The following is a 12,810-nucleotide window of genomic DNA, read 5'->3' as shown; positions in this document are numbered from 1 at the left end:
CCGCAAAAGCCGGGTCTTTCTCAAAGAGATAAAATCTTTATCCAAAGCAACCCTTAGCACCGAACCTTTCCACGGAAGGCGACACCTGATCATTATCCAAGCAGGTCTCCTGACTCGTGGATCATCACTGCCCACTCCCCGTCTTCCCGGGTTATTCAAATACCCAGTGACATTTTGGGAGCCGCTCCCCGCTTACAGTGGCCGGACCGTCCGGGATTCTCACCCGGTTCCCTCTTACCCCGGCATAACCCGGGGAACCTGAATAAACGATTAAATTATACATATACTAACACTATTCTCCTCCTTTGTCCATTTCTCTTTTGAAAAATTCCTTACGAGTTATCACACAAGCCTCCGGATTAGCTATGGCAAGATGCATTTGTTCGTATATCTTCGCTTACCAAAATATAAAAAACCATGAAAGCTCACCTCAACAAGGTATAGACCTTCATGGTCAGATATTATCCATTCAATAATATTGGTTATTTAATGAATTATTATACTAATGAAAAACATTGCTGCCTCTACTTTTCAATACCATCTCTGGCAATTATTCCCTTATCATAATAGTGTTTTACGCTCACCATTTCCGTTACCAAATCCGCAAATTCTATAACTTTCTGCGGAGCATGCCTGCCGGTGAATACTATCTCCACATCTTCAGGCTTATTTTTTATAATATCCACCATTTCTTCTGTCGTGATCAAATTATAGTGATGAGCTATGTTAATCTCATCGAATATAATTATATCATATTCGCCTGAAAACATAGCCTTTTTGGCTTTTTCCAGTCCCTCCACAGCCATTTTCACATCTTCCTCCAGTGGAGGGTTTTGAATATGAGTAAAAGTGTCTTTACCATATTGCTCAATGGTAATATACGGTTTACACATTTCTGCCGATTTCAGTTCGCCGTAGCACTGGCCCTTCATAAATTGACCTATATAGGTTTTTAGACCTTGGCCCATGGCCCGAAAAGCCAGACCAAGTGAAGCTGTGGTTTTGCCCTTGCAATTTCCGGTATAAACTTGCACATATCCCTTCTTTAAGACATCTGATTTCACCGAAAAACCTCCTTTTAATTTTGTCCCTAAGATATATATAAATATAAATTATATTATTTTAAAAGGGGACACACATGGGATGAACTGGCATTTTCCCATGTGGTAAAAGATTAACTAACACAAATGGAGAAAGGAGAGGAGATAAAAACATGAAAATACCTGGCTTCATCCGCAAAGAAGGCAGGTATTTTCAAGATGTAAACATCATAATAAACTAAAACAAAGCCCTGGCCTTTTCACGGAAGGCGGTACCCAAATCAAACAGGCAGGTCTCCTGACTTGTGGTTCACAGCATATTCCCCGCCTTCCCAGGCACAAGACCCAGTGGCATTTGGGGAACCGCTCCCCACTTACAGTGGCCGGACCGTCCGGGATTCACACCCGGTTCCCTTTTCACCCCCGACATAACCGGGGAACCTGATTAATTAGATATTAAATTAATATTATATTAACATTCTTTGAATAATTTGTCCATCATTATTTTTTGATATTTATAAATATTCTGGCACCAAGCTATAATTACTTAGTGAACTACCCCCGCTTACGTTCCACTAAGAAGCGGGGGCTTCCAAAGGAACATCAACGAGCGTTTCCTGATTCATCAGCCACGGCCTACCGTTACAAAGAGCAATAGGTCTTACACGGCCTCCAGCAGGCATGATTTCGGGCGGCCCCCGCCCTACAAGTACATATCTAAGCCGCTAGCATTTCTAAGCCACGGCGTTCTATTAATATGGCTGACACCAAATCCCTGGGCATAACCAGTCCACAAGCAGGGCATCGGTGTACTCTGACACTCAAATCCTTTGGCACATTAGCGCCACAAAGACAAGTCTGGGAAGTGCCATGCGGAGGGACAGGGAAAAATATTTTACCGTATTTGCGGCATTTGTACTCCACAAAGTTTCTGAATGTACCCCATGAAGCATCATGAATGCTTTTAGCTAGGTAGTGATTTTTGACCATCAAAGTTTTAGTGTGTGAAACATTTTTTTCTGTTGCTCTTTGGTCGGACGCATTTCAAACCGGTAGACAATTTGCAAATGATTCACCTCTTTTCATCCTGGGTTTCAATGTACTTCTTAATTACTTCAATGGGTGCACCACCTGTAGTTAGAAGACAAAAACTTTACGACCAAAAATATTCTTTCCATAGCTGCTTTTTTACTACCAAAATCAGATGATATGTGAGTAAGAATACTGATTGGCTATTTGCATCAAGTTTGCTCAATAATAATCAACCTTTCGTTATTGCGTCTGATTATATTTTGCCACATCATAGAGGCTTTGGCAAACATCTTATTAGTACACAAAACAAGGCCGCCATTCATCCCACCAACTTAAAGGTGGGGGAATTCTGGCTGGTTTTGGTTAAATTTATTAATTTAGGAAATCAATTTTATTTTCTAAATTAAGTCCTTCATTATACGAGATATAGTCATCCACTCCCTGCGATATCGCATTGTACACAGTACGCCCAATTAAATATCCTAAGTCAGTTGCAGTCCCGGCATAATGCTGCAATTCACCTCTCCCGGTACAGGAAACCACTATGGCGTCCGAGGTTGTACCGGTTATACATTCACCGTCCAGCAAGCTTATTTTTGATTTAAACAGAGCTCTTGTCTTGGCTTCGGTTGCCGTTATAACCGCATTAACCATCGCAGGCACGCTTAAATTGCCTTCAATTAATAAAATAGTATTGATCGTGCCCGGTTGAATATTTCTTTGCAGCTTTGCGGTAGGAACACCCGCAACCCCTGGATTACTTACTCCAACAGTACAAAGAGCCGCCACTGCCAGACCTTTTTGACTGCCACAGCTTAATACGGTGTGGGTTACATTTACGGCAGTCATCATGCCAACAACATCATGACCTAAATTCAAACCTTCAGCTACCTGTCTTAAATCCTGCTCCGGATCACTTCCATTATAGTTTTTATTAACAGAATGGTTGATTATGTGATACGCCTGGCGTAAATTTCCGCCTAAGACAGCAGAACTGAGCACTTTCAGCGGGTTGTCAGACGAAACAAGAAATGTATTTTTGTTATAGACATAAAAATTTATCCCTTGGATAGAGATCTGCTTATTAAACAAATGTAATTCCTCTAACAAAACATTTTCCTCCCTATACCCATAAATTGCAATTTAAAAAACCCGGCCTACCTATAGTCCGGGGTAAATCCCTGCTGTAGAAAATATTTTATGACTCAGCACGAAACTAACCACATTCCCATCACTCGTAGGTTTGTTTTTAATAAAACAGGCAGGTCTCCTGACTTAGGTTCACCAAGATCTTAGTCCTTCCCAGGTCAACACCCAGTGGCATTACATAAGATCCTTCCCCATCACAGTGGCGGGACCGTATCGGATTTGCACCGACTTCCCTTTTTAAGCATTATCTTCTCAAAATAATGCACCTGTTCCAGCTTGTTATGAAGTTTTAGCTTATTGGAAATAAGACTCTAATATTTTTATCATATATTTTGAAAAATTCTAGCACAAATTCTATAACATTTCAATACATTCATAAGAATAACTTTCGGTGGCACGGAGAAGAAAACTTTTATACTTGGTGTTTAAAACATATGACGTAGGCATTAGGAGTAAAGAGGAAGGAAGAAATGCTGTTTTTCTCGAATAACTCATTTTAATTGTGTGGGTAATTTTTACAGTACCTTAGAGATTTGTTTCTATAAAACGATATCCAACACCACGTGCAGTTTCAATATATTGCTGGTTTGCATTTAGTATCTCCAACTTCTGTCTAATTCTCCTTATGTGTACATCAACAGTACGGGAATCATTAGAAACATCAAATTCCCAAAATTGTTTCAATAGGAAATATCGGGAGAAATATTTACCTGGCTGGCAAGCCAAAAAATACAACAGCTCAAACTCCTTGGCCTTTAAATATTGTTTTTTGCCACCCAGTTCAATTGACATACATTCCTTATCAATAATCAATTTACCCCTCATGATAATGTTTTTGCTATCCCTTGGAATAATGAATTCTTCTTTTTTATCGCGCCTTAATCTGGCATTGACCCGAGCTACCAGTTCCCGAGGACTAAAAGGCTTGGTTATGTAATCATCCGCTCCCATTTCCAAGCCTAAAACCTTGTCCAATTCATCTGACCTTGCGCTAAGCATGATTATGGGAATTCGTCTGGTCGCAGGATCGCGCTGCAGCAGCCGGCATATGGAATAACCATCCAGCCCTGGCATTAGCAAATCTAATACGATTAAATCAGGATTTCTTGAACGGGCTAATTCAAGCGCAATATTGCCGTCTTTAGCCGTTATCACCTTGTAGCCTGCACGCTCCAGGTTAAATCGGACTATTTCAAGTACATTTTGCTCATCATCTACAACTAGAATATTTGGCATTAAGCACATCTCCAATTCAAACACCTGCTGCTAACACATGCATCATTTTATATGGTTCATTTTCTCATTGGTGATGTCAAAACGTTTTAATTGATTTTGCGCATGAACAGCCATTTCGGCCAGCCGTCCGGCCCAATGGGCCACCTCACGGGAAGAAACTTGTCCTTCAACCTCACCTTTTACTTCCTGTGTACCGGCTATTAAACGCACTGAATACACAGTCTCATTTACCTCAGTATCCATTTGTCTAATATTATTGGCAATATAATCCACAAGCTTTCCCGTATGCATAACTGACTGATGCATTCCGGCAAGTGCGTCTTCAGTATTCGACACAGCAGTCACGCCTTGATTGGCCATATCCTCACTTAACTGCACCTGCTCTAAAACCCTGGCAGTACTTTCCTGGATTAGACTGATAATACGGCTTACATCCCCTGTGGCCTTTCCGGTTTCTTCGGCCAGATTACGCACCTCTCCGGCAACCACGGAAAAACCTCGTCCATATTCCCCAGCCCGGGCAGCTTCTATTGAAGCATTTAAGGATAATAAATGTGTTTGACGCGATATGTCCTTAATTATATCTACTATATTACCAATCTGCTGAATATGTACTGTTAAGGACTGCATGGATTTAGAACTATCCTGAGACAACTGCCAATTACCCTTAATTTTATCCACTATATTTTTTAGTCCCAGCAAACCTTCCTCCACCAACCGCATCATTTCCTGGCTAGATGTTTCGGCTTCCACCACCAGACCTTTAACATTTTTAACTACTGAATCCATTCTTTCAGCGCTTTGTTCAGCAGATAAAGCAAACCGGACCTGGTTTTCTCCAACCCGGTGCATTTGCATACTGGCAAGATGCAAATCTCCCGAAGTAAGGCTAAAATCCTTGATTAACATTTCTAAATGGGAAAGCATACGGTTAAAGCCACTGCCTAAAAGAGATAATTCCTTGCCAACTTTTGTCTCCCTAGCCCGTAAAGTCAAATTTCCTTCCCCGGCTAAAGACATAATATCGATTAATTCATTTAGCGGACCGGCAAACTTCCGGGCACCCAGAGCGCAAATTAATATTGTTGCCAGCACTGTAATCAGACCACCGAAAATGATTAACAATCCTAATTGCTTTACGGGCAATAAATACTGTTCTACCGGTACTCCAATTACGCAAACCCAATTCTTTCCGGGAATTTGTTGATAGGCCACCCGCCACAATTCTTTTTGTACCTCTATCGTAAATAAACCGGTACGGCTGGAAAACATTTTACCTTCTAAATCAGAAGTAAAAGTTATACGCTGTTGATTTCTTCCGGAAGACAATACCTCATTTCCCTGCTGATCAATAATCATCAAGCATGCATTCAGCCCCTGCCGCATAAAGCCGGTGGCCTCAGAATTCAAAAGATATCCGGATTTACGCTCCAATTCACGACTATCAACGGTTGTAGTAAAAAGGTCTATTTTCTCCGAAATATTACTGGCTGATGAGGTTAAACGGCCATCAGTATATTTTTGCAGCCATTGTTTTCCTTCCCAATATGCGACCATGCCCAATATACTCATAACAAAAATAACTAGCATCGTCATTAGAAGCAATATACGCAACTGAAAGCTAACCTTATCAATAAAAGTTACTCCCTTGTAATTAAGAGGCTTATTATCGAATTTTTTTGCAATAACCTTTGCGGGAGCACAGTTTTTATGACTTTTTTTGCCAAATAAACACCTTAAAACCGTCAATTTATTTTGTATGTCCGCTAACCGTACCGCCGATTTTAAAAACTTCATATCCTTTAATGACCAATTTAAAAATTTCATTTTGCCCCACTTATTTTTTTTTGCCTCTCCTGGCAAATTGTTTCGTTTGTCTACTTTTCTTCTTTTCTTCAATTCAAGACCTCCTTAATAAAAAGAGAGAAAATTGCCTCTAAGTTGCAGTCAACCGGTGGTGAATATACCTACCCAGCCAGCGGGCCAGAATATTGAAGAAAAGCACTACCAGAATAAGCACGGCAGCAGAACCGTCAGCTACCTGACGCACATCGGGAATAAGGGATTCTGAGTTAACCTTCCAAATATGCACAGCCAGAGTCTCAGCTGGCCGAAAAGGATTAATAGGAGAAAAAGGGCTTAACGGGTTCCAATCAGTGAAATTTAAAACAGGACTGCTCATCCCGGCAGTATACAAAAGGGCCGCCGCCTCACCAAAAACACGGCCGGCTGCGATGATGGTGCCTGTTACTATGCCAGGAAAAGCAGACGGCAATATTACTCTCCACATAGTTTCCCAGCGTGTAGCCCCCAGCGCCAGACTGGCTTCCCGCAACTCAACAGGTACAGTTCTTATGGTTTCTTCAGAAACTCTTACAATAAAGGGAAGATTTATTGCAGCCAGAGCCAGGGCGCCTGACATTAAGGTATACCCCCAACCTGTTAGATTAACAAATATCAATAATCCAAATAGCCCTACCACAATAGACGGAAGGGAAGTAAGGGTTTCCATAGAGAGGCGAATATACTCGGTAAGGCGTCCCGCCCCGGCATATTCGGCTAAATAGATGCCGGCTAAAAGTCCAATAGGAATAGTAATCAGCATGGTAAGAAAAAGCAAATAAAAGGAATTAAAGATCTGTGGGCCTACACCACCACCGGCCATAATTGTTTGGGGCGGCGCAGTGAGGAAGTCCCAGCTAATGGCTCGAAAACCGTGCCAGAGAATATATCCAAGAAGCAGTGCCAAAATTGCCAGAACTGCAGCCGCACCTAACCAAAACATAAGGGTAGCGGCACGATCGGCTGAACGAGCATTCAACGGATCATTCCCCCTCTTCTCACTACCAACTTAATGATTAGGATAAACATAAATGACATCATCAGTAAGAGCAATCCCATTGACCAGAGGGCGTTATTCCATAAAGAACCCATAATAGTATTGCCCATATCCATAGTGATGGCGCTTGTCAAAGTCATTAGCGGGTCCAGAATGGAATACGGGATCTGCCTTGTATTACCGATCACCATCTGAACAGCCAGTGCTTCACCAAAGGCTCTGGCCAGACCCAGAACAACACCGGTAATGATGCCTGAACGTGCGGCAGGCACCAAAACCATACTAATTGTCTGCCATCTGGTGGCGCCTAAAGCTAAGGATGCCTCTTTCCATTGAGATGGCAAAGCACGCAAACTGTCGGAAGAGACACTGATTATGGTGGGTAAGATCATAATTGAAAGCACTATAAAACCGGCCAAAAGGCTAAAACCTTCTCCCCCCATATAATTACGTATGAAAGGCACCAAGAGACTTAAGCCCACGTATCCATAAACAACAGAAGGAATTCCGGCTAAAATTTCAATAGCCGGCTGCAATACCCTCTGCCCCCAGCCTGGGGCAATTTCCACCATAAACACCGCTACGATAACGCTTAAAGGACCACTGACAGCCACTGCCATCAGAGAAACCAACAGAGAACCTATAATAAAGGACAAAGAACCCACCAGCGGTCCTCCTTGCTCCATCGGCCGATCCGGCATCCATTGTGTTTGAAAAAGGAAATTCCACGCATTAACACCGCTTACTGTAAAGGTAGCCAAGCCCTTTTGACCAATAAAAAAAATAATAGCTAAAGTTAATGCAATCACCAGTGCCGCGGCCAAAAAAGATACTGTTCGTCCAAAGTATTCAATATATCTTTTATGAATATGTATACCTTTTGCCGTAAGACCTAGTGAACCTGGCCCTGAACTGGAATACTCTTTATTTTCAATGGCCAGGGGAAAATTTTTGGACATAAAAATACCTCTTTCTAATAAAATAACGGGGCGGCTCAGTTTGCTAACCGACATCCGCCCCCTACAATCCATTACTAAATCATTTGGAACCTATTTCTGGGTCATATTGCCTTTGGCATCCCGCTCCACTTTCATATCAGTAATCGGGATATAACCCAATTTTTCCACTAACTGGCCCTGCACCTCATCAGTTAACATATAATCCAAGAAGGCCTTTTTAACACCGGTGGGGGCACCCTTGGTGTACATATGCTCATACGCCCATACCGGATATTTACCGGTAGCAATATTTTCTACACTTGGTTCAACACTATCAAGCTTTAATGCTTTAATGCTATTGTCCACGTAAGAAATGGCCAGATAAGAAATAGCGCCTGGAGTTTCTCCAACCATTTTGCGCACTGTACCGCTGGAATCCTGCTCCATACCCGGTGCAGTTTCATCTGTTCCACCAAGAGCAAAAGAGTCAAAAGTAGCACGGGTACCGGATCCTTTGGGGCGATGAATCACTACAATCTTCTGCTCGGAACCGCCCACATCTTTCCAATCAGTTACTTTCCCTGTGAATATATCTACTAACTGCTGTTTTGTCAGATTATTTACAGTTACACCTGGGTTTACTACGGTAGTCATACCTACCACGCACACCTTATTATCCACCAGCTGCGAGGCATCAATACCATCCTTTTGTTCAGCAAATATATCGGAGTTGCCAATATCCGCTGCTCCGGAAGCTACCTGGGTTAAACCTGTACCGCTTCCACCACCTTGCACAACAATTTGTGTCTTAGAATTTTTAGCCATATACTGGCTGGCAGCCTGCTCAACCAGTGGCTGAAGGGCGGTAGAACCAACTGCTGTAATATTTCCGGACACTTCTTCTGCCTGTTGATTGGAAGCCTGTTCTCCTTCCTGCTTTTGTTGGCCGCCACAGCCCGCCAGAGCCAGTAACATCACCAGCACTGCAGCAATCGCCAGCATCCATTTTCCTTTACTCTGCAAAATTTTTTCTCCTCCTCTTTTTAGCAGTGCATCATTAATCATTTCCGAGCACCACTTCATTATTTTTTCTAATTAGATTTTAAAGCAAGAGAATTAATTCGATATTATCAATAGGTAAATAATAATTAATTATTTTTAATTTAGTTACAGAAAAATTAAAAATATATTAAGAAGTCCCCCTTTACAATATATTAACTAAAACGACACAAGCAATTAACTTTATCAATTTATAATATATTTAATCTAAAATTTATTATAAAGGATGATTTTATGCTTCTGGAAGCTGATTTGCACACCCACACTATTGCCAGCGGGCATGCTTTTAGTACAGTTAAGGAAATAATTGATTATACCATTGTCAGAGGACTAAAAATGATTGCCATAACGGATCATGGTCCCAATTTTCCGGGTGGACCACATGAATACTATTTCAGCAAACTGTTAGAGCTGCCGGGTAATTTTAAAGGAGTCGATATTTTAAAAGGCGTTGAAGCTAATATTGTTGATATTAACGGCAAATTAGACCTGCCAATTGAAATGCTGCAAAGTCTGGATATTGTGCTGGCGGGTCTACATGCCGGCACAGGTTATCAGGAAAATTCGGTAGAACACAATACTCGGGCCTTAATTGCCGCGATTCAAAATCCCTATGTTCACATTATCAGTCACCCGGAAAATCCTGAGTTTCCCGTAGATTTAGAAAGAGTTGTTTACGCAGCAAAGATGGCCGGTAAGGCAATAGAAATAAATAATAGTTCCTTTTCTCTGAACCGCCCCGCCAACGCTTCTCGCTGCCATCAACTGACTCGTCTCACAGCCAAAACAGGCACCCTCGTATCAATAAACAGTGATGCTCATAATTGTTTTATGGTGGGAAAATTCGACTCCGCCCTGGAAGCAGCAGTCAAAGCCGGCATAAAGCCGGAACAGGTTTTAAATACCTCAGCAAATTTTGTACGTGATTATATGGTATCTGTAAAAATAAAACAGAAAAAAATATCATAGCGTCTATAATATTGTGCTCGTTATGAAACACCGGCTAAACCATTTTCTCAAAACTGTTAGACAATGACATTTATTTGCTCATAGATCCATTTTAAAGGGAGTCATTGGCTTCCTTAATTTATTTATATAATCAGCCATTAAATCTACGTGTCGAATTTAAGAAATATAAAGAGTTTCTATCCAAGGAGATGAATATATCGGGATGATTAGTGTTAAAAACACCTACAGGGTCTTTAAGGAAATACTCATGTCTAACACAGGTAACATTTTGCTGCGCCAGTCTGCTAAACAAAAACTTCTCACTGAAAAGTTTGCCTGTCATATATCCAGAGGCAAAATTATAGGAGTAATGTATCTGGACATCGTACGTTTTCATGAAGTTCAGCAAATACACGGCTCCATTATGGTTGATCGAGTCCTAAATCTCTTAGAGGAATCGCTGAAAAAAATAATAACCAAGTTCTTACCGGATGATTCTGTTCTGGCAGTGGAAAACTTATGGGCGGACGATTTTGTTATCTTATTCACTCTTTCCGATAAGACTTCCACGGAGGAATTATCAAACCTGGCGGTGGCTTTACGCTTATCACTCAGGGATAACTTAAGCTTTCAATTTATAAAGTTGCTTGGCAGTGAACTGGAACTGCATATAGGCTACGCCATTATTGAACCTGCTGCTGACATTAAACACGATATAAAATTATATAATGCTCTACGCGAAGCGCAGAAGGTAGCCAAGGGAACTCTAAGCCTGGGCACTATAAACCTGGCTAAAAAATTTAAGGAGCTTTTATCTAACCATGAACTGAGGTCGGTATACCAACCCATTGTTTCTCTCTCTTCGGGGGAAATTTTAGGTTGGGAAGCCCTTACACGAGGACCGGAAAACTCTTATTTCAGCAATCCGGATGTAATATTCAGCTTTGCGGAGGAGATAGAACTGCTGTGCACCACGGAAATGGTCTGCCGGGAAACGGCTATCAACAATTTTGGTAAACTGGGACCTGAACAAAAGCTTTTTTTAAACGTAAACCCGCGTACTATGACTGATCCCAACTTTGTCAAAGGTGAAACTCTAAAAAAGCTCGAAGAATACGGTCTGACTCCACAAAATATTGTTTTTGAGATAACCGAACAACATAGCATTAAAAATTATTATTTGTTCAAAAAGACTGTTGAACACTACCGCAATCAGGGCTACCAGGTAGCTGCAGATGATGTGGGCGCAGGCTTTTCCGGATTACAATCTATCGCCGAAATCCGCCCGGACTTTATTAAAGTAGATATGTCCCTGATTAGAGACATACATATTAATCCAGTTAAAGAAGCAGTGGTAGAATCTCTTATTACCCTGGCTGAAAAAATAAACAGCCAGGTTATTGCAGAAGGAATTGAATCACAAAATGAATTAAACACCTTACTTTCACTGGGCGTTCACTTTGGACAAGGTTTTTATCTGGCACGCCCGGCTTTTCCAAAACAAACTGTAAACAAAACATTGATTTCATACATCAAGCGTCAAAAAAACAAGGATTTAAATGGAAATTGGAGGCAGCCTTTATCTATTGGGGACATAGCTGTACCGGCTGTTATAATACATGAGGATACTTCGGTGGCTGAAGTCAAGGAAAAATTAGACATGCTTTCACAACCCATTGGCGGTGTGGTTGTAGTAAGAAAAGAGCGTCCCATTGGTTTAGTGATGCGTCACAAACTTTACCGCGTTCTCAGTTCACAGTATGGTGTGCCCTTGTACTGGCAGCGTCCGATAAGTGTAATAATGGATTGTTCACCTTTACAGGTGGAAAACCATATAACAATTGAGCAAGCCGCTGAAATTGCTATGAATCGTGAACAAGATAAAATTTATGATGATATTGTGGTTGTTGAAAAGGGCAAGCTTACAGGCGTTGTCACCATACAAAAAATGCTGGATTCTATAACCAAAATACAAGTAGAACTGGCTAAGGGAGCTAATCCACTAACCAGTTTACCAGGTAATGTGGCTATCGAACTAGAATTATCCAGAAGAGCCGGAAATGGCCAAAATTGTATTGTCATTTATGCCGATTTGGACAGATTTAAATCTTACAATGATACTTATGGTTTTGAACGAGGCGATCAGATGATCAAGCTAACAGCCAGGATAGTTTCCCATGCCACTAAAAAATACGGTTCAAGAAATGATTTTGTGGGACATATCGGCGGCGACGACTTGATAATAATTACACTGCCAGAATATGCTGAACACATTTGCCGCTCTATCGTGTTGCTTTTTGAAAGGCTGAAAAAGAGGTGCTTTTCCCCCAATGATAGAGAACAAAGTGAATTCTACGGACAGGACCGGGATGGTTTTCAAAAATGGTTGCCCCTGGTATCCGTTTCCCTGGCCATCGTGAAATGCCAGGATAAAAAAAGTTACCTGACCCTGGCGGAAAGAGCCGCACAACTTAAAAAATATGCTAAATCCTTGCCCGGCAGCGTCTATGTGCAAGATCGGTGTACAGATTATAAAATACAATAATAATCACAAAAAGATTGCCCCAAA

At 41.4% G+C, this 12,810-nt stretch carries 10 protein-coding genes, 1 pseudogene and 3 riboswitches; of the genes and pseudogenes, 2 read left to right on the top strand and 9 right to left on the bottom strand.

Annotation, left to right across the window (positions count from 1 at the left end; all coding sequences use genetic code 11):
* Positions 1-82: 82 nt before the first annotated feature.
* Positions 83-277, bottom strand: a riboswitch (cobalamin riboswitch).
* Positions 278-524: 247 nt separating this feature from the next.
* From DTOX_RS09615 to DTOX_RS09585, 9 genes and pseudogenes are all read right to left on the bottom strand, one after another.
* Positions 525-1,064 (bottom strand): cob(I)yrinic acid a,c-diamide adenosyltransferase, encoded by a 540-nt coding sequence (locus DTOX_RS09615; protein ID WP_015757500.1) that lies wholly within the window; start codon positions 1,062-1,064, stop codon positions 525-527.
* Between the two features lie 247 nt (positions 1,065-1,311).
* A riboswitch (cobalamin riboswitch) is annotated at positions 1,312-1,500 on the bottom strand.
* A gap of 257 nt (positions 1,501-1,757) precedes the next feature.
* Positions 1,758-2,030, bottom strand: a complete 273-nt coding sequence (locus DTOX_RS22155; RefSeq protein WP_083773410.1) for an RNA-guided endonuclease InsQ/TnpB family protein — start codon at positions 2,028-2,030, stop codon at positions 1,758-1,760.
* A gap of 82 nt (positions 2,031-2,112) precedes the next feature.
* A pseudogene (locus DTOX_RS22150) lies at positions 2,113-2,232 on the bottom strand (transposase); the annotation flags it as partial.
* A gap of 212 nt (positions 2,233-2,444) precedes the next feature.
* A complete protein-coding gene (locus DTOX_RS09610) occupies positions 2,445-3,182 on the bottom strand; it encodes an adenosylcobinamide amidohydrolase (RefSeq protein WP_015757499.1) in 738 nt (245 codons plus the stop codon).
* 133 nt (positions 3,183-3,315) lie between these two features.
* A riboswitch (cobalamin riboswitch) is annotated at positions 3,316-3,506 on the bottom strand.
* A gap of 240 nt (positions 3,507-3,746) precedes the next feature.
* Positions 3,747-4,457 (bottom strand): response regulator, encoded by a 711-nt coding sequence (locus DTOX_RS09605; protein ID WP_015757498.1) that lies wholly within the window; start codon positions 4,455-4,457, stop codon positions 3,747-3,749.
* 42 nt (positions 4,458-4,499) lie between these two features.
* Positions 4,500-6,356: a methyl-accepting chemotaxis protein gene (locus DTOX_RS09600; protein WP_015757497.1), complete on the bottom strand. Its 1,857-nt coding sequence runs from the start codon at positions 6,354-6,356 to the stop codon at positions 4,500-4,502.
* A gap of 37 nt (positions 6,357-6,393) precedes the next feature.
* Positions 6,394-7,278, bottom strand: coding sequence for a phosphate ABC transporter permease PstA (gene pstA, locus DTOX_RS09595; RefSeq protein ID WP_015757496.1), 885 nt, complete (start codon positions 7,276-7,278; stop codon positions 6,394-6,396).
* A complete protein-coding gene (pstC, locus tag DTOX_RS09590; protein ID WP_157862899.1) occupies positions 7,275-8,255 on the bottom strand; it encodes a phosphate ABC transporter permease subunit PstC in 981 nt (326 codons plus the stop codon). The genes pstA and pstC overlap by 4 nt, the downstream gene beginning before the upstream one ends.
* A 90-nt stretch (positions 8,256-8,345) precedes the next feature.
* Positions 8,346-9,257 (bottom strand): phosphate ABC transporter substrate-binding protein, encoded by a 912-nt coding sequence (locus DTOX_RS09585; RefSeq protein WP_015757494.1) that lies wholly within the window; start codon positions 9,255-9,257, stop codon positions 8,346-8,348.
* A gap of 270 nt (positions 9,258-9,527) precedes the next feature.
* On the opposite strand from DTOX_RS09585, the gene DTOX_RS09580 reads away from it, so the two are divergent.
* Positions 9,528-10,262: a phosphatase gene (locus DTOX_RS09580; protein WP_015757493.1), complete on the top strand. Its 735-nt coding sequence runs from the start codon at positions 9,528-9,530 to the stop codon at positions 10,260-10,262.
* Between the two features lie 202 nt (positions 10,263-10,464).
* Entirely contained in the window at positions 10,465-12,786 is a 2,322-nt protein-coding gene (locus DTOX_RS09575; RefSeq protein WP_015757492.1) for a GGDEF domain-containing protein, read from the top strand.
* The last annotated feature ends 24 nt before the right edge of the window (positions 12,787-12,810 follow it).

Origin of the sequence: Desulfofarcimen acetoxidans DSM 771 (assembly GCF_000024205.1) — a bacterium.
Lineage (GTDB): Bacteria > Bacillota > Desulfotomaculia > Desulfotomaculales > Desulfofarciminaceae > Desulfofarcimen > Desulfofarcimen acetoxidans.
Note: the sequence above shows the minus strand (reverse complement) of the source record. Positions and strands in the feature narration are given on the sequence as shown.

Coding starts and splice junctions, on each gene's coding strand:
- DTOX_RS09605 (WP_015757498.1), bottom strand. CDS start 4,457: ATGCCAAATATTCTAGTTGTAGATGATGAGCAAAATGTACTTGAAATA.
- DTOX_RS09580 (WP_015757493.1), top strand. CDS start 9,528: ATGCTTCTGGAAGCTGATTTGCACACCCACACTATTGCCAGCGGGCAT.
- DTOX_RS22155 (WP_083773410.1), bottom strand. CDS start 2,030: ATGGTCAAAAATCACTACCTAGCTAAAAGCATTCATGATGCTTCATGG.
- DTOX_RS09575 (WP_015757492.1), top strand. CDS start 10,465: ATGATTAGTGTTAAAAACACCTACAGGGTCTTTAAGGAAATACTCATG.
- pstC (WP_157862899.1), bottom strand. CDS start 8,255: ATGTCCAAAAATTTTCCCCTGGCCATTGAAAATAAAGAGTATTCCAGT.